Source organism: Streptomyces sp. NPDC111520 (assembly GCF_055635295.1).
Map to the genome: position 1 here is coordinate 1 of NZ_JBVKBW010000006.1, position 17,406 is coordinate 17,406.

Below are 17,406 nucleotides of genomic sequence, written 5' to 3' on the forward strand. Positions count from 1 at the left end.
AATGTCTTCACGAGAGCGGCACCATCGGGAGGAATAATCCCGACGTGCCCAGCGTCCTCGCTGTGTTTTTCTTCAAAGGAACCTCGCCCCAGACCATGCGGTCCGGAGACGGGGTATCAACATATCTGGCGTTGACTTTTGGCACGCTGTTGAGTTCTCAAGGAACGGAAGCTTCCTTCGAGACCGTCTCACCGGCCCCTCCGGGCTTTCCCTTCGTTGTCACCAGCTTATCAGACTCTTTCGGGCCCGATTCCCGCCGGCGGGGATCTCCTGCTTTTCCTGCTTTTGCGTTCCGGCCTTTCGGCTTTCGCGCTCCCCGACTTTAGCAGATGCTTTCCGTCGGATTTACCGGCCGCTGAGAGGACGCACGTCTCCGTGGCGTTCTCGTCGCGGGGGTTGTGCCAACGTACTGGAGCGGGGCACCCCGATGCAAATCGGAGGTGCCCCGCTCCTGGTGGTGCGTCAGACCTCCACGACCACGGGGAGGATCATCGGGCGGCGACGGTAGTTGTCGGAGACCCACTTGCCGATCGCGCGGCGGATGAGCTGCTGCAACTGCCTGACCTCGGCGACCCCGTCGGAGGCGGCACGGGCGAGGGACTCCTCGATCTTGGGGAGCACCGCGTTGAAGGCCTCGTCTTCGATGCCGGAGCCGCGGGCCTGGACGAACGGGCCGCCGACGACCTTGCCGGTGGTGCTGTCGACGACGACGAACACCGAGACGATGCCCTCCTCGCCGAGGATGCGGCGGTCCTTGAGGGAACTCTCCGTGACGTCGCCGACCGAGAGGCCGTCGACGTAGACGTACCCGGCCTGCACCTTGCCGGTGACCTTGGCGACGCCGTCGACGAGGTCGACGACCAGGCCGTCCTCGGCGAGGACGCAGCGCTCCTTCGGGATGCCGGTGGCCTGCCCGAGTTCGGCGTTGGCCCGCAGGTGCCGCCACTCTCCGTGCACGGGCATGAGGTTGCGGGGCCTGCAGATGTTGTAGAAGTACAGCAGCTCGCCGGCGGAGGCGTGGCCGGAGACGTGCACCTTGGCGTTGCCCTTGTGCACGACCTTGGCGCCCCAGCGGGTGAGGCCGTTGATCACCCGGTACACCGCGGTCTCGTTGCCCGGGATGAGCGACGAGGCGAGCACGACGGTGTCGCCCTCGACGATGCGGATCTGGTGGTCGCGGTTGGCCATCCGGGACAGGGCCGCCATGGGCTCGCCCTGGGAGCCGGTGCAGACCAGGACGACCTTCTCGTCCGGCAGGTCGTCGAGCGTCTTGACCTCGACGATCAGACCCGGGGGGACCCGGAGGTAGCCGAGGTCGCGGGCGATGCCCATGTTGCGGACCATGGAGCGGCCGATGAAGGCGACCTTGCGGCCGCGTTCGTGGGCGGCGTCGAGCACCTGCTGGATGCGGTGCACGTGGCTGGCGAAGCTGGCCACGATGATCCGCTTGTCGGCGTTGGCGAAGACGTTGCGGAGCACCGGCAGGATGTCCCGCTCGTGCGGGATGAATCCGGGGACCTCCGCGTTGGTGGAGTCCGAGAGCAGCAGGTCGATGCCCTCCTCCGCCAGCCGCGCGAAGGCGTGCAGGTCGGTGAGCCGGCCGTCGAGCGGCAGCTGGTCCATCTTGAAGTCGCCGGTGTGCACGACCGTGCCGGCCGGGGTGCGGATGGCGACCGCGAGGGCGTCCGGGATGGAGTGGTTGACCGCGACGAACTCGCAGTCGAAGGGCCCGATGCGCTCGCGCTGCCCCTCCGCGACCTCGAGGGTGTAGGGGCGGATGCGGTGCTCGGCGAGCTTGGCCTCGATGAGGGCCAGGGTCAGCTTGGAACCGATCAGCGGGATGTCGTCCTTCTCCCGCAGGAGGTAGGGGACGGCGCCGATGTGGTCCTCGTGGCCGTGGGTGAGGACGATGCCGACGACGTCGTCCAGGCGGTCACGGATCGACGTGAAGTCCGGCAGGATCAGGTCGACTCCGGGCTGCTCCTCCTCCGGGAAGAGCACCCCGCAGTCGACGATCAGCAGCCGGCCGCCGTACTCGAATACCGTCATGTTGCGGCCGATCTCACCGAGACCGCCGAGCGGGGTGATGCGCAAACCCCCTTCGGGCAGCGCGGGGGGCGGGCCGAGCTCAGGGTGCGGATGGCTCAAAGTCTCTCCTCACCACGCACGCCACAGGCCCCGGGCCGAGGCCCGGGGAGACCGTGCGCGCGTGACAGCGTGCTTGCTTCTGCGTTTGTCCTCATGGAGCGGTATTCAGTTCTCAAGTCTTTGGTTACAGCTGTACCCCGCCGGCGGCGAGATCCTGCTTCAGCTGTGCCGTCGCGGCCTCGTCGAGCTCCACGAGCGGGAGCCGGAGCGGACCGGCGGGCAGCCCCTGCAGGGCCAGGGCGGCCTTGGTGGTGATGACGCCCTGGGTGCGGAAGACGCCGGTGAAGACCGGGAGCAGCTTCTGGTGGATCTCGGTCGCCTTGTGGACGTCACCGGAGAGATACGCCTCGAGGAGGGCCCGTAGCTCAGGGCTGACCAGATGTCCCACGACGGAGACGAAGCCGGCGGCGCCGACCGAGAGCAGCGGCAGGTTGAGCATGTCGTCGCCCGAGTACCAGGCGAGGCCGCTGCGGCTGATGGCCCAGCTCGCGGCGCCGAGGTCGCCCTTGGCGTCCTTGTTGGCCACGATCCGGGGGTGCTCGGCGAGCCGGACGAGGGTCTCGGTCTCGATGGGGACGCCGCTGCGGCCGGGGATGTCGTAGAGCATGACCGGCAGGCCGGTGGCGTCCGCGACGGCGGTGAAGTGCCGGTACAGGCCCTCCTGCGGGGGCTTGTTGTAGTACGGCGTCACCGTGAGCAGGCCGTGGGCGCCGGCGCGCTCCGCCTGGCGGGCCAGCTCGACGCTGTGGTGGGTGTCGTTGGTGCCGACGCCGGCGACGACGAAGGCGCGGTCGCCGACCGCCTCCAGTACGGCCCGGACGAGCTGCTCTTTCTCCACGTCGCTGGTGGTCGGCGACTCACCGGTGGTGCCGTTGACGACCAGGCCGTCGTTGCCTGCCTCGACGAGGTGGGCGGCGAGCCGCTGCGCGCCGTCGAGGTCGAGGGCGCCGTCCGCGGTGAACGGCGTGACCATTGCGGTCAGGACCCGCCCGAAGGGGGTCTGCGGGGTGGAGGTCGGAGCCATGGGTCCAACGCTACTCGGTGCCGCTACCGGGGCACCCCCTCGGGACCTGCGATGAGGACTCCGGCGCTGCCTGCTCGGGGGTTCAAGCAGCACCGGAATCCGTTTCTGAAGACTAGACGAATTGCATGAAACCCGGCAATCGGAAGATTCCGGATGAGTGGTGACCTGCTACGGAGCGGTCCGGCCGTTGGCGTTGAAGGCGGCGTGGGTGAGCGGCATGAGCTTCGCCCATTCGGCTTCCATGCGCTCCCCGACCATCTCGATCTCGCGCTGCGGGAAGGACGGGACCTTGGCCAGCTCGTGCTGGGTGCGCAGGCCGAGGAAGTGCATCAGCGAGCGCGCGTTGCAGGTGGCGTACATCGACGAGAACAGGCCCACGGGCAGCGTGGCCCGGGCGACCTCGCGGGCGACGCCGGCCGCCAGCATCTTCTGGTACGCGTCGTAGGACTGCCGGTAGGAGGCCTCCATGGCGTCCACGACGGACTGGTGCTGCTCCGGGGACCCGTGCACGAACTCGTACTTCCCGGGGCGGCCCTGCTGCACGAGCTTGCGGTCGGTGGACGGCACGTAGAAGACCGGCTCCAGCTCGCGGTACCTGCCGGACTCCTCGTTGTAGGACCATCCGACGCGGTGGCGCATGAACTCGCGGAAGACGAAGATCGGGGCGCTGACGAAGAAGGTCATCGAGTTGTGCTCGAAGGGGCTGCCGTGGCGGTCCCGCATGAGGAAGTTGATCAAGCCCTTGGAGCGCTCCGGGTCCTTGGTCAGCTCGGCCAGGGACTGCTCGCCGGCCGTGGAGACCCGGGCGGCCCAGAGCACGTCGGAGTCGGCCGCGCTGTGCTTGACGAGCTGGACGGTCACGTCGTCGCGGAACTGCACGGAATCGTCGGCGGAGGTTTCGGTCACCGGGCGTCCTTCCTCACGGAGCTTGGGGCGGCGCCCAGCCTATGCGCCCGCTCCGACATCCCCCGACACCCGTCGACACCGGGCCCACCCCCGCAAAGCGGAGCAAGGCAGACGACCGGCGGACCACTGCTGGCCGGTCCCGGCGGGGCCCGCTAGCCTCACCGATGTGTCTCTGCCCTTCCTCGCCGCCGACAGCGGCCACGACGAGTACGCCGCGGACGCCGCCCTTCCGCACCGGGTCCAGGACGGGTGGATCCGTCCCTACCGGCCGGGACCCTGGCGGGTCGCCGCGGCGGCGATGCTGCTGATGCTCGCCTCGTACCTGCTCTTCGCCGCGGTGATCATGGGGCTCGCGGGCAACGGGTCCGGGGTGATCGCCACGCTCGTCGCGGCGGTGCTGGCCATCGGTTGCGCGCTGCGTCTGCTGCGCGTGGGGATCTGGGTGAGCGCGCGCGGGCTGCGGCAGGTGGGCTTCCTGTACACCACGACGCTGCCGTGGAACCGGGTCGCGTCCGTCCGTACGGCCCAGCAGCCGGTGAAGTGGCTGGGGCTGCCCCGGACCGTGCAGGGCCAGTCCCTGGTCGTCGCGCGGGCCGACGGCGAGCGCATGCGACCGCTGCTCACCGACCACAACGCGGACTTCCTGGGCCGCACCGAGGCCTTCGACCAGGCCGCCGACGCCATAGAGGGCTGGGCCGCGGAGCTGGGCCGGTAGGTCCCCCGGGGCGGCGCCGGGGCGCTCCCCGGCGTCCGCAGCGCCTGACGGCTGCGGCTGACGGCCCCGCGCGGTGTCGCGCGCCCTCCTGGGCGCGCGACAGGCCGTCGTCCGGAGCCGGGAGCACCCAGGCCCGGTCCTGCCTGGCACCGGCGGCACGGCCCCGTCCTGGGGCCGGAACGGCGCCGCGTCGTGGCCGCCGGGTGGCCGACAGACGGTCGTCATCGGACGTTCGCCTGCGGCTGTTAGCGTCCGGCCGACTTGGCCCGTCGAGGACCTGGAGCGACTGTTGTTCGCACCGCCGCACCCGAACCCGCTCCTCAGCCGTCCCGGGCCGTTGCCCGCACTGGAACGCCTGCGGGGCCGATCCGTCGTCGTGAAGTTCGGCGGGCACGCCATGACCGACGGGCCGCTGCTGCGTTCCTTCGCCGATGACGTGGTCCGGCTGCGGCGGGCCGGGGTGCGGACCGTGGTGGTGCACGGGGGCGGTCCGCAGATCAGCGCGCAGCTCGACCGGCTGGGCGTGCCCGCGCAGTTCCTGGGCGGGCAGCGCGTGACCACGCCGGAGACGCTGGACGTGGTGCGGATGGTGCTCGCCGGCAAGGTGCAGCGGGAGCTGGTACGGCTGGTCAACGAGCACGGCCCGTACGCCGTCGGGCTCACCGGCGAGGACGCGCACACCCTCACCGCGGTGCGCCGCTACGCCGAGGTCGGCGGGGAGCTGATGGACATCGGCCTGGTCGGGGACGTGACGGAGGTCAACACCGCGGCCCTGGACGTGCTGCTGGACCACGGCCACGTCCCGGTGGTCTCACCGCTCGGCCGCGGCACGGACGGCGAGGTCTACAACGTCAACGCGGACGCGGCCGCGGGCGCGCTCGCCGCGGCGCTGGGCGCGGAGGCCCTGGTGGTGCTCACCGACGTGCCCGGGCTGTACGCGGACTGGCCGCGCCGGGAGCGGGTGCTGGACCGGCTCACGGCGAGCGAGCTGGAGCTGGTGCTGCCCTCCCTCGGGGGCGGCATGGTGCCCAAGATGGAGAGCTGCCTGCGCGCGGTGCGGGCCGGGGTCCGCAGCGCGCGGGTCCTCGACGGCCGCGTCGCGCACGCCCTGGTGCGGGCGCTGAGCGGCGGACCCGGGGAGACCGGGACGACCGTCCTGCCGGGCTGAGGGCGGGCGGACCCGCTCAGGGGGTCTGGGGCGCCTTCCCCCGCAGGGCGATCGCGCGCTGCATGGCCTTGCGGGCCCGCGGGGTGTCACGGGCGTCGTGGTAGGCGACGGCGAGCCGGAACCAGGTCCGCCAGTCCTCCGGCGCGGCCTCCGTCTCGGCCTTGCGCCGGGCGAAGACCGCGTCGGCGGAGGCGCGGTCGACACGCCCGCTCGGGGTGCGCACCAGCTCGTCCTCCGGGAGTCCGCCCTCGGCCTCCAGTTCGCGGGCCAGCCGGTCCGCGTGGTGCGCGAACTGCGTCGTACGGACCAGGAACCAGACGCCGACCAGTGGCAGTACGAGCACGGCCACGCCGAGGACCACCGTGACCGGGCGGCCGTCCTGGATCAGCCAGACGCCGCGGGCGCCGGCCAGCACGAAGTAGACGACCAGGACGGCCGCGAGGACGAAGTAGGTGATCTTTGCGCGCATGGTGGGCGGACCCGGCTTCCGGTCTCTGGCTGTGTCTGTGTCGTGGTCTCTGGGTCGGTCAGTCGAGGTCCATGAAGTGCTCCAGGCCGAAGGTGAGCCCCGGCGTGGAGACGACCCTGCGCACGCCGAGCAGCACGCCCGGCATGAAGGAGCCGCGGTTCATGGAGTCGTGACGGATGGTGAGGACCTCTCCGGCGTCGCCGAAGAGGACCTCCTGGTGGGCGACGAGTCCGCGCAGCCGCACCGCGTGCACGGGCACGCCCTCGACGTCGGCGCCGCGTGCCCCGTCCAGGGCGGTGGCGGTGGCGTCCGGCTGCTCGCCGAGCCCGGCCTCGCGGCGGGCGTCGGCGATGAGCTGGGCGGTGCGGACGGCGGTGCCGCTGGGGGCGTCGACCTTGTCCGGGTGGTGGAGTTCGACGATCTCGGCGGACTCGAAGAAGCGGGCCGCCTGCCGGGCGAAGCGCATGGCCAGGACCGCCCCGATGCCGAAGTTCGGTGCGATGAGCACGCCGGTGCCCGGCGCCGCGCCGAGCCAGCCGCGCAGGGTGTCCAGGCGCTCGTCGGTCCAGCCGGTGGTGCCGACGACGGCGTGGATGCCGTGCCGCAGGCAGAAGTCGAGGTTGCCCATGACCGAGCCCGGGGTGGTCAGTTCGACGGCGACCTGGGCCTCGTTCTCGGCGAGGGCCTCCAGCTTGTCCTCGCGGCCGATGGCCGCCACCAGTTCGAGGTCGTCCGCGGCCTCGACGGCCTTGACCGCCTCGGCGCCCATGCGGCCGCGGGCCCCGATCACACCCACGCGGATCTTGCTCATCGTTCCAGTCCTCCGGTCCAGACGTTCGAGACGGTCGGTACGGCTCAGGTCAGACGACGGACTCGTGCAGGCGGGCGGCCTGCCGGTCCTTCAGCGGGCCTATGACGGCCAGCGAGGGACGTTGTCCCAGGACGTCGCGGGCGACCGCGCGCACCTCGTCGGGCGTGACCGCGGCGATCCTCTCCAGTGTGGCGTCCACCGACATCTGCTCGCCCCAGCAGAGCTCGCTCTTGCCGATCCGGTTCATGAGCGCGCCGGTGTCCTCCAGGCTGAGCACGGTCGAGCCGGAGAACTGGCCGATGGCGCGGTGCAGTTCCTCGTCGCTCAGCCCGTGCTCGGCGACCTGGTCCAGTTCCTCGCGGCAGATCTTGAGGACCTCGTGGACCCGGCGCGGCTGGCAGCCGGCGTACACCCCGAACAGGCCGCAGTCCGCGAAGGAGGAGGTGTACGAGTAGACGCTGTAGGCGAGGCCGCGCTTCTCGCGGACCTCCTGGAACAGCCGGGAGCTCATGCCGCCGCCCAGGGCGGTGTTGAGCACCCCGAGCGCCCAGCGCCGGTCGTCGTGCCGGGACAGCCCGGGCATGCCGAGCACGACGTGGGCCTGCTCGGTGCGGCGTTCGAGCAGCTCCACCCGGCCCTGGCCGCGTATCGTGCGGGCGCCGCCGCGCGGCGGGCGGGGCACGGCGTCGGCGTCGCGGAGGGCGCCCGCGTCCTCGAAGGCCTTGCGGACCTGGCGGACGACGGTCGCGTGGTCGACGTTGCCGGCCGCGGCGACGACCAGCCGTGTCGGGTCGTAGTGCTTGCGGTAGAAGCGGGCGACCTGGTCGCGGGTGAGGGCGTTGATGGTGTCGACGGTGCCGAGGACGGGGCGGCCCAGCGGGGAGTCGCCCAGCATGGCGGTGGCGAACAGGTCGTGGACCTGGTCACCGGGGTCGTCCTCGGTCATCGCGATCTCCTCCAGGACGACGCCGCGCTCGGCGTCGATGTCCTCCTGGCGGATGAGGGAGCCGGTCAGCATGTCGCAGACGACGTCGATGGCGAGCGGCAGGTCGGTGTCGAGGACACGCGCGTAGTAGCACGTGTACTCCTTGGCCGTGAAGGCGTTCATCTCGCCGCCGACGGCGTCGACCGCCGCGGAGATCTCCAGGGCGCTGCGCCGCGCGGTGCCCTTGAAGAGCAGGTGCTCCAGGTAGTGCGTGGCGCCGTTGAGCGCGGGGGTCTCGTCGCGTGAGCCGACGCCGACCCAGATGCCGAAGGTCGCGGAGCGCACGGTGGGCAGGGTCTCGGTGACGACGCGCAGTCCACCGGGGAGGACGCTGCGCCGGACCGTGCCGATGCCGTCGGTGCCGGGCAGGAGGGTCTGCGTGCGGACGGCCCGCCCCTTGGTGGAGGGGCGGGCCGTCACGCGTGTGGAACGGGTGGTCACTTCTCGGACGCGTCCTCGGCCTTGTCGTCGGCCTTGTCGTCGGCCGCGGCGTCCTCGCCCTCGATGACCGGGATCAGCGAGAGCTTGCCGCGCTGGTCGATCTCGGCGATCTCGACCTGGACCTTGGAGCCCACGGCGAGGACGTCCTCGACGTTCTCGACGCGCTTGCCGCCGGCCAGCTTCCGGATCTGCGAGATGTGCAGCAGGCCGTCCTTGCCCGGGAGCAGGGAGACGAAGGCACCGAAGGTGGTGGTCTTCACGACCGTGCCCAGGTAGCGCTCGCCGACCTCGGGCATCGTCGGGTTGGCGATGCCGTTGATGGTGGCGCGGGCGGCCTCGGCGGACGGGCCGTCGGCGGCACCGATGTAGATGGTGCCGTCGTCCTCGATCGTGATCTCGGCGCCGGTGTCCTCCTGGATCTGGTTGATCATCTTGCCCTTGGGGCCGATGACCTCACCGATCTTGTCCACCGGGATCTTGACGGTGATGATGCGCGGGGCGTTCGGCGACATCTCGTCCGGAGTGTCGATCGCCTCCATCATCACGTCGAGGATGTGCAGTCGGGCGTCGCGGGCCTGCTTGAGGGCCGCGGCCAGGACCGACGCCGGGATGCCGTCGAGCTTGGTGTCCAGCTGCAGCGCGGTGACGAACTGCTTGGTGCCGGCGACCTTGAAGTCCATGTCGCCGAAGGCGTCCTCCGCACCGAGGATGTCGGTGAGGGTGACGTAGTGGGTCTCGCCGTCGATCTCCTGGGAGATCAGGCCCATGGCGATGCCGGCGACGGGGGCCTTCAGCGGCACACCGGCGTTCAGCAGCGACATGGTGGAGGCGCAGACCGAGCCCATGGAGGTGGAGCCGTTGGAGCCCAGCGCCTCGGAGACCTGGCGGATGGCGTACGGGAAGTCCTCGCGGGCCGGCAGGACCGGGAGGATCGCCCGCTCGGCCAGCGCGCCGTGGCCGATCTCACGGCGCTTGGGGGAGCCCACGCGGCCGGTCTCGCCGACGGAGTACGGCGGGAAGTTGTAGTTGTGCATGTAGCGCTTGCGCGTCTCGGGCGCCAGCGTGTCCAGCTGCTGCTCCATGCGCAGCATGTTCAGCGTGGTGACACCCAGGATCTGGGTCTCGCCGCGCTCGAACAGCGCCGAGCCGTGCACCCGCGGGATCGCCTCGACCTCGGCGGCCAGGGTGCGGATGTCGGTGACGCCGCGGCCGTCGATGCGGACCTTGTCCTTGATGACGCGCTCACGGACCAGCTTCTTGGTCAGCGAGCGGTAGGCGGCGGAGATCTCCTTCTCGCGGCCCTCGAACTGCGGCAGCAGCTTCTCGGCGGCGAGCGCCTTCACCCGGTCCAGCTCGGCCTCGCGGGCCTGCTTGCCGGCGATGGTCAGCGCCTGCTTCAGCTCGTCGGCGACCGAGGACTCCAGCGCCTCGAACACGTCGTCCTGGTAGTCCAGGAAGATCGGGAACTCGGCGGTCTCCTTGGCGGCCTTCGCGGCGAGGTCGGCCTGCGCCTTGCACAGCACCTTGATGAAGGGCTTGGAGGCTTCCAGGCCCGCCGCGACGACCTCCTCGGTCGGCGCCTCGGCGCCGCCCTCGACGAGCTTGATCGTCTTGTCGGTGGCCTCGGCCTCGACCATCATGATCGCGACGTCGCCGTCCTCGAGGGTGCGGCCGGCCACGACCATGTCGAAGACGGCCTCCTCCAGCTCGCTGTGGGTCGGGAAGGCGACCCACTGGCCGCGGATCAGCGCGACGCGCACGCCGCCGACCGGGCCGGAGAAGGGCAGGCCCGCCAGCTGCGTGGAGCAGGAGGCGGCGTTGATGGCGACCACGTCGTACAGGTGGTCGGGGTTGAGCGCCATGACCGTCGCCACGACCTGGATCTCGTTGCGCAGGCCCTTCTTGAAGGACGGGCGCAGCGGGCGGTCGATCAGGCGGCAGGTGAGGATCGCGTCCTCGGAGGGGCGGCCCTCGCGGCGGAAGAAGGAACCGGGGATCCGCCCGGCCGCGTACATGCGCTCCTCGACGTCCACCGTCAGCGGGAAGAAGTCGAGCTGGTCCTTCGGGTGCTTCGAGGCGGTGGTGGCCGACAGCACCATGGTGTCGTCGTCCAGGTAGGCCACGGCGGAGCCGGCGGCCTGACGGGCCAGGCGGCCCGTCTCGAAGCGGATCGTGCGGGTGCCGAAGCTGCCGTTGTCGATCACGGCCTCGGCGTAGTGGGTCTCGTTCTCCACTATGGGAATTCTCCTCTTTCGTGCCCCCGGGCGTCTTCCCGGGGACCGTCGGTGGAGGGGCGTCCCGCCGGGCCGGTCTTCGATCGAAGCCACCGGGACGTACGTGCTGCCCGGGGGCCACTACCGAGGACCGGCTCTGGTGGCGCTAGGAGGACGCTCCCTCCGCATGCTCTATGGCGTTGTGTATGGGACCAGACTACAAAGTCTCGGCCCCGGTCTCGCGCCCAGCGCGGCCCCGTACGTACGCAAAGGGAGCGGCCCCCGGCTGGGAACCGCTCCCTCCACGGCTGTCTCAGCGGGCGCCGGCGGCACCGCGGCGGATGCCGAGGCGGTCGACGAGCGCACGGAAGCGCTGGATGTCCTTCTTGGCCAGGTACTGCAGCAGGCGGCGACGCTGGCCGACCAGGATCAGCAGACCACGACGGGAGTGGTGGTCGTGCTTGTGGGTCTTGAGGTGCTCGGTCAGGTCCGAGATGCGGCGCGAGAGCAGCGCGACCTGGACCTCGGGGGAGCCGGTGTCGCCCTCCTTGGTGCCGAACTCGGCGATGATCTGCTTCTTCGTCTCGACGTCGAGCGACATACGGTCTCCTTGTGTGTCGGTGCCTCCGGGCGCTCCTGGTCTGTGTCACAGGAGAAGCTTCGACGACCCTGAAGGCATGACGCGCCGCGCATGGGCGGACGCATCGGTTACACAGAGTACCACCCCGGGCCCGGTGCGATGTCCGGGGCCGGGGTGGCGGGCGGCAGGGGGCGGCCGCGGGCCGCGGGGCTCAGCCGCTGGTCATGCCGCGGGCCTCGGCGTAGAGGTCGAGGACCGCGAGGGCGAGCGGGATGAGGGAGAGCAGCACGGTCGCCTCGGCGAGGTCGAGCATCCGGCCCCAGAAGGGGGTGACGCCCTTGCTCGGGACGACGAGGGCGACCGCGACCAGGAGGGCGGCGCCCAGGGCGACCGCGGCGGACAGCCACACGGTGCGGATGTCGAGCGAGGAGTGGTTGCCGCGCAGCAGATCGGTGAGGACGTCGGTCGGCAGGTTGAGGGAGAGGCCGATGATCAGCAGGCCGACGGTGATCACGCCGGCGACCATGAGCGTCACGACCTGAGAGGTGTAACGGAACAGCCGGGCGCGCATCAGGGTCGCCAGGCCCGTGGCGAGGGCGAGCAGTTGCGCCCAGGTGCTGTCGGAGAAGCCGAGTACGACGCCCGCGGAGCCGACGACCGCGGCGGCGCAGCCGCCGACCAGGCCGAGCAGCAGCTCGTGGCCGCGGCGGGCCTGGTTGGTGATCCGCTCGAAGTCGACCGGCTCCTCCTCGCCCTGCCGGTCGCCGTCGCCGCGGTGCCGGGCCTGGACCTGGTCGGGCGAGCGGAAGCCGATGGGCAGCCGGGCGAAGCGGGCGGACCAGCCGGGCAGGAAGCCGATGACGGCGATCATGACGACGGCGGTGACGGCGGCGGCCTCGCGCGGCGCGGCGTCGGTGAGGATCGCAACGAAGGTGGCCACGGTGCCGACGCCCGCGGTGAAGGAGGCCGCGACGAACGGCGCGTCCCCCTGCGGCAGCATCAGCACGAGCAGGACCGCGGCGATCAGCACGACCACGCAGCCGATGAGGAAGTGCAGCCGGCCGGGCCCCTCGTCCTTGCCCACGCCCATGATCCCGGAGCCGGCGACCAGCAGCAGCGGCAGCGAGGAGAGGCCGAGGGCGACGGCGGAGTGGCGGTCGTCGTACACGCGGGCGCGCACCGAGGCGAGCGCCACCAGCACCAGGCCCGCGGCGCCGGCGAGGATGCCGGGCAGGCCGTGCATGTCGTGCTTGACCGGCTCGGAGAACCAGAGCACGAAGGCCATGAGGGCGAGCAGGACGACGCCCGCGGTCAGGCCCACCACGCGCATGAGGCCGTCGTTCCAGCTGCGGCGGTCGGTCTCGACCGCGGCGGCGACGGCGTCCACGACGTCGTCGAACACGGCGGGGGGCAGCGAGTCCGCGAACGGCCGCAGCAGGAGCAACTCGCCGTCTTGCACGCGCTGTTCGGCCAGGGACAGGGTGCTGTCGAGGACCCGCCCGTCGCGACGGACCAAGTTGTAGCCGGTGGGGGCGGCTTCGTCGGGCGTCTGGCCCGACAGGCGCAGTATCTCGGGATGGATGTCGGAGAGCGGCACGTCCTCCGGGAGTGCCACATCGATCCGGCTGTTCGGCGCCGCCACCGTGACTCTGCAGAATCCCGTCGCTGAGACCGTGCTCACCTGGAGTGTCCCCCTCGTCCGGTGATGGGTGGGTTGGGGTCGGGTCCGCGCGGCCGTCCAGGGCCGGAACCCCCGTTCCGCGCTTCGCGATCCGTCACCCTACCGGGTACCCCGAGTCCCTTGTCCCCCACCCGTCCCAGTGCCCTGGAACTGTCATGCCCAGTAGGATCGCCACCTGCCTGTGGTCCAACGCCCGCCCCGCGAAAGGGCGGAGCGCGACCGGGACGTGTCATACGGGGGACCGTCGCCACGGGGGCGGCCCGAAACTGCGATTCGCGTGAAGGACTGGTGCATCGGTGAGCGTGGTCGTCATCAAGCGCCCGCCGCGGGTTTACCCGCCGGAGGTGCCGAGTGAGGAGGTACGGCTCGAAGCCCCGCCCGAACTGCCGCGCGGCGAGGACCAGGGCCTGCTGATGAACCTGCTGCCGATGCTCGGCATGGGTTCGTCGGCGGCGTTCTTCTTCCTGCCCACCGGGTCGGGGACCTCCGGCGGGTTCATGAAGGTCATGGGCGTGCTCATGATGGGCTCCACCGTGGCGATGGTCGTCGCCCAGATCGTGCGGGCCCGCAAGGGGCCGTCCGGGCAGATGGCGGAGGCCCGCCGGGACTACCTGAAGTACCTGGCGCAGGTGCGCCGCGGGGTGCGCAAGACCGCCCGCAAGCAGCGCGACGCACAGTATTTCCTGCATCCGGCTCCCGAACAGCTGTGGGCGCTGGTCGCCGAGGGCTCACGGGTGTGGGAACGCCGGTCCTCCGACCCGGACTTCGCGCAGGTGCGGGTGGGACTCGGCCCGCAGCAGCTGTCGACGCCGCTGGTGGCGCCGGAGACCGCGCCGGTGGACGAACTGGAGCCGCTGACCGCGCACTCGATGCAGCAGTTCATCGCGGCGCACGGCTCGCTGGACAACCTGCCGCTGGCGGTGGGGCTGCGCTCCTTCTACCACGTGACGATCTCCGGGGACCCGGACACCGTCTACGGGCAGACCCGTTCCGTCGTGGGCCAGCTGTGCTCCCTGCACTCGCCGGAGGACCTGGTGGTCGCCGTCGTGGCGGCGCCGGGCGCCCAGCCGGAGTGGGAGTGGGTCAAGTGGCTGCCGCACGCGCAGCACACGGAGCAGGACGGCGCCGGCTCGCGCCGTCTGATATGCGGCGACCTCGGTGAGGTCGAGGAGCTGCTGTCGGACGAGCTGGACGGGCGGCCGCGCTTCAACCGCGAGGGCCAGCCGGTGCTGGACCAGCCGCACGTGGTGATCGTCCTGGACGGTGGCGGCGTGCCGGCGGACTCGGTGATCGCCTCCGCCGAGGGACTGCAGGGCGTCACGATCCTCGAGGTCGTGCCCGGCGAGCTGGACGAGGCGCGCGGCTCGCTGTCCGTCCAGGTGTGGCGCGACCAGCTGTACCTGGAGGCCGGGTCCGGCACCTTCACCGGCGTCCCGGACGTGCTGTCCCCGGTGCAGGCGGAGTCGCTGGCCCGGCAGCTCGCGCCGCTGCGGCTGGGCGCCGCGGACGCCGACGAACCGCTGCTGGCCAACCTGGACTTCACCGACCTGATGGGGATCGGCGACGCGGCGTCGGTGGACGTCGCGCGCACCTGGCGCCCGCGGACCCTGCACGAGCGGCTGCGGGTGCCGATCGGCCTGGGCGAGACCGGCGAGCCGGTCATGCTGGACGTCAAGGAGGCCTCGCAGGAGGGCATGGGCCCGCACGGCCTGTGCGTCGGCGCCACCGGTTCCGGCAAGTCCGAGCTGCTGCGCACGCTGGTGCTGGGCCTGGCCGTCACGCACTCCTCGGAGACCCTCAACTTCGTGCTCGCCGACTTCAAGGGCGGCGCGACCTTCACCGGCATGGGCACGATGCCGCACGTGTCGGCGGTCATCACCAACCTGGCCGACGAGCTGACCCTGGTGGACCGCATGCGCGACTCCATCACCGGTGAGCTGACCCGCCGCCAGGAGCTGCTGCGGCAGGCCGGCAACTACGCCAACATCACCGACTACGAGAAGGCCCGTGCGGCGGGCGCGGCGCTCGACCCACTGCCCTCGCTGGTCCTGATCATCGACGAGTTCTCCGAACTGCTCGCCGCCAAGCCAGACTTCATCGAGATGTTCATCCAGATCGGCCGCATCGGCCGCTCGCTGGGCGTGCACATGCTGCTGGCCTCGCAGCGCCTGGAGGAGGGCAAGCTGCGCGGCCTGGACACCTTCCTGTCGTACCGGATCGGTCTGCGGACGTTCTCGGCCGCCGAGTCGCGGACCGCGATCGGCGTGCCCGACGCCTACCACCTGCCCAACGTCCCGGGCGCGGGCATCCTGAAGTACGGCACCGACACCATGGTGCAGTTCAAGGCGGCGTACGTGTCGGGCACCTACCGGACGCCGGGCACCCGCACGGCCGGCGGGGCGCGCGTCGACCGCTCCCCCGTGCTGTTCACTGCCTCTCCGGTGCCCGTGCGCATCGTCACCGAGCCGGAGCCGCAGCAGCGCGGCGGGCAGGTCGACGACGCGCTGGCCGACACCGTGCTCGACGTCATCGTCGGCCGGCTGGAGGGCCAGGGGCCGCCCGCCCACCAGGTGTGGCTGCCGCCGCTGGACGAGCCGTTCAGCGTCGACCAGGTGCTGCCGCCGCTGACGGTCAGCGCCGAACGGGGTCTGCACGCGGACGGCTACACCGCCACCGGCAAGCTGCAGGTGCCGGTCGGTCTGGTCGACAAGCCCTTCGAGCAGCGCCGCGACGTCATGTACGCGGACCTGTCGAGCTCCGGGGGTCACGCCCTGGTCGTCGGCGGCCCGCAGTCCGGCAAGTCGACGCTGGTGCGCTCGCTCATCGCGTCCTTCGCGCTCACCCACACCCCGAAGGAGGTCCAGTTCTACGCGCTGGACTTCGGCGGCGGCGGCATGCTGGCGCTGGACGGGCTGGCGCACGTCGGCGGGGTCGCCTCCCGGCTGGACGCGGAGAAGGTCCGCCGCACGGTCGCCGAGGTGCACGGCATTCTGAACGCCCGCGAGGAGTTCTTCCGCAGCAACGTCATCGACTCCATGAACACCTTCCGCTCCCGGCGGGCGGCGGGGCACTTCCCGGACCAGCCGTGGGGCGACGTGTTCCTGGTCATCGACGGCTGGGGCACGTTCAAGACCGACTACGAGATGCTCGACCCGGTCATCAACGACATCGCCGCCCGCGGCCTCGGCTTCGGCATCCACCTGGTCATCACCGCCACCCGCTACACCGAGATCCGGCCCGCGCTGCGCGACCAGATCCTCAGCCGGCTGGAACTGCGGCTCGGCGACCCGATGGAGTCCGAGTTCGACCGCAGGCGCGCCGAGAACGTGCCGGTCGGCAAGCCCGGCCGCGGCCTGTCCCCGGAGAAGCTGGACTACCTGGCGGCGCTGCCGCGCATCGACGCCTCCTCGGGGGTGGAGGACCTCTCCGAGGGCATGGCGCAGTTCGTCGCCCAGGTCAACGCGGGCTGGCCGGGCCCGGTCGCGCCGAAGGTGCGGATGCTGCCGACGATGCTCCCGGCGACCGAGCTGCCCGACGGCGGCGACTTCTCCGACCGCGGCATCGCGATCGGCGTCGACGAGCTCACCCTCTCCCCGGTGTTCGTGGACTTCGAGACCGACCCGCTGATGGTGATCTACGGCGAGAGCGAGTCCGGCAAGTCCTCACTGCTGCGGCTGATCGCCAAGCAGGTCAGCGAGCGCTACGAGCCCGGCAAGGCGCTGTTCGTGGTCTCCGACTTCCGCCGGGCGCTGCTCGGTCAGGTGCCGGAGAGCCACATGTACAAGTACTGCGCCTCCGGACCGCAGTTGCAGGAGGTCATGGAGTCGCTGGCCGGCTCGATGGGCCGGCGGATGCCCGGCCAGGACGTGACGCCCGAGCAGCTGCGCAACCGCAGCTGGTACACCGAGCCCGACGCGTGGGTCTTTGTCGACGACTACGACCTGGTCGCGACCTCGATGGGCAACCCGATGCAGGTGCTGATGGAGTACCTGCCGTTCGCCCGCGACCTGGGCCTGCGCATCGTCCTGTCGCGCAGCACCTCGGGGGCGTCGCGGTCCTCCTTCGAGCCGTTCCTCACCCGGACCAAGGAGCTCGGCGCGACCGGTGTGCTGCTGTCCGGCGACCCCGGCGAGGGCCCGGTCTTCGGCAACGTCAAGGCGACCAGGCTGCCCCCGGGCCGCGCGCAGTTCATCACGCGGCGCCGCGGCAACCAGCTCATCCAGACCGGCTTCCTGCCGGAGAGCTGACACCGGTCCGGCGCGCGG

At 71.2% G+C, this 17,406-nt stretch carries 12 protein-coding genes; 3 read left to right on the forward strand and 9 right to left on the reverse strand.

Going from position 1 to position 17,406, the window contains the following annotated elements; all coding sequences use genetic code 11:
* Positions 1-462: 462 nt before the first annotated feature.
* The 3 genes from ACZ7MY_RS14995 to thyX all read right to left on the reverse strand — a co-directional run bounded on the left by ACZ7MY_RS14995 (position 463) and on the right by thyX (position 4,078).
* Positions 463-2,148 (reverse strand): ribonuclease J, encoded by a 1,686-nt coding sequence (locus tag ACZ7MY_RS14995; RefSeq protein WP_499602021.1) that lies wholly within the window; start codon positions 2,146-2,148, stop codon positions 463-465.
* Between the two features lie 124 nt (positions 2,149-2,272).
* Positions 2,273-3,172 carry a 4-hydroxy-tetrahydrodipicolinate synthase gene (dapA, locus tag ACZ7MY_RS15000; RefSeq protein WP_499602023.1) on the reverse strand — a complete coding sequence of 300 codons (900 nt, stop codon included), beginning with the start codon at positions 3,170-3,172 and terminating at the stop codon, positions 2,273-2,275.
* Between the two features lie 168 nt (positions 3,173-3,340).
* The gene (gene thyX / locus ACZ7MY_RS15005; RefSeq protein ID WP_499602024.1) at positions 3,341-4,078 is read right to left on the reverse strand and encodes an FAD-dependent thymidylate synthase; all 738 of its coding nucleotides are present in this window, start codon (positions 4,076-4,078) and stop codon (positions 3,341-3,343) included.
* Positions 4,079-4,244: 166 nt separating this feature from the next.
* Here thyX and ACZ7MY_RS15010 point away from each other — a divergent pair, with 166 nt between their 5' ends.
* Positions 4,245-4,793: an SCO5741 family PH domain-containing membrane protein gene (locus ACZ7MY_RS15010; protein ID WP_499602026.1), complete on the forward strand. Its 549-nt coding sequence runs from the start codon at positions 4,245-4,247 to the stop codon at positions 4,791-4,793.
* A 289-nt stretch (positions 4,794-5,082) separates the two neighbouring features.
* Complete coding sequence (argB, locus tag ACZ7MY_RS15015) at positions 5,083-5,961, forward strand: acetylglutamate kinase (protein ID WP_499602028.1); 879 nt, start codon at positions 5,083-5,085, stop codon at positions 5,959-5,961.
* A gap of 16 nt (positions 5,962-5,977) precedes the next feature.
* Here the strand turns inward: argB and ACZ7MY_RS15020 are convergent, their stop codons facing one another.
* From ACZ7MY_RS15020 to eccD, 6 genes are all read right to left on the reverse strand, one after another.
* On the reverse strand, positions 5,978-6,430 hold the full coding sequence (locus ACZ7MY_RS15020; RefSeq protein WP_499602029.1) for a hypothetical protein: 453 nt from the start codon (positions 6,428-6,430) through the stop codon (positions 5,978-5,980).
* A 58-nt stretch (positions 6,431-6,488) separates the two neighbouring features.
* On the reverse strand, positions 6,489-7,241 hold the full coding sequence (gene dapB / locus ACZ7MY_RS15025) for a 4-hydroxy-tetrahydrodipicolinate reductase (RefSeq protein ID WP_499602031.1): 753 nt from the start codon (positions 7,239-7,241) through the stop codon (positions 6,489-6,491).
* Between the two features lie 49 nt (positions 7,242-7,290).
* The gene (locus tag ACZ7MY_RS15030; RefSeq protein ID WP_499602032.1) at positions 7,291-8,667 is read right to left on the reverse strand and encodes a M16 family metallopeptidase; all 1,377 of its coding nucleotides are present in this window, start codon (positions 8,665-8,667) and stop codon (positions 7,291-7,293) included.
* Positions 8,664-10,901, reverse strand: coding sequence for a polyribonucleotide nucleotidyltransferase (locus ACZ7MY_RS15035; RefSeq protein WP_499602034.1), 2,238 nt, complete (start codon positions 10,899-10,901; stop codon positions 8,664-8,666). Before ACZ7MY_RS15035 ends, ACZ7MY_RS15030 begins: the two co-directional genes overlap by 4 nt.
* 292 nt (positions 10,902-11,193) lie before the next feature.
* On the reverse strand, positions 11,194-11,481 hold the full coding sequence (gene rpsO / locus ACZ7MY_RS15040; RefSeq protein ID WP_499602035.1) for a 30S ribosomal protein S15: 288 nt from the start codon (positions 11,479-11,481) through the stop codon (positions 11,194-11,196).
* Positions 11,482-11,671: 190 nt separating this feature from the next.
* Positions 11,672-13,141, reverse strand: coding sequence for a type VII secretion integral membrane protein EccD (gene eccD / locus ACZ7MY_RS15045; RefSeq protein WP_499602037.1), 1,470 nt, complete (start codon positions 13,139-13,141; stop codon positions 11,672-11,674).
* A gap of 296 nt (positions 13,142-13,437) precedes the next feature.
* Here eccD and eccCa point away from each other — a divergent pair, with 296 nt between their 5' ends.
* Positions 13,438-17,388 carry a type VII secretion protein EccCa gene (gene eccCa / locus ACZ7MY_RS15050; RefSeq protein ID WP_499602039.1) on the forward strand — a complete coding sequence of 1,317 codons (3,951 nt, stop codon included), beginning with the start codon at positions 13,438-13,440 and terminating at the stop codon, positions 17,386-17,388.
* The last annotated feature ends 18 nt before the right edge of the window (positions 17,389-17,406 follow it).

Excerpts from the sequence above, each read along its gene's own strand:
- dapA (WP_499602023.1), bottom strand. The coding sequence starts at position 3,172 with ATGGCTCCGACCTCCACCCCGCAGACCCCCTTCGGGCGGGTCCTGACC.
- ACZ7MY_RS15020 (WP_499602029.1), bottom strand. The coding sequence starts at position 6,430 with ATGCGCGCAAAGATCACCTACTTCGTCCTCGCGGCCGTCCTGGTCGTC.
- dapB (WP_499602031.1), bottom strand. The coding sequence starts at position 7,241 with ATGAGCAAGATCCGCGTGGGTGTGATCGGGGCCCGCGGCCGCATGGGC.
- rpsO (WP_499602035.1), bottom strand. The coding sequence starts at position 11,481 with ATGTCGCTCGACGTCGAGACGAAGAAGCAGATCATCGCCGAGTTCGGC.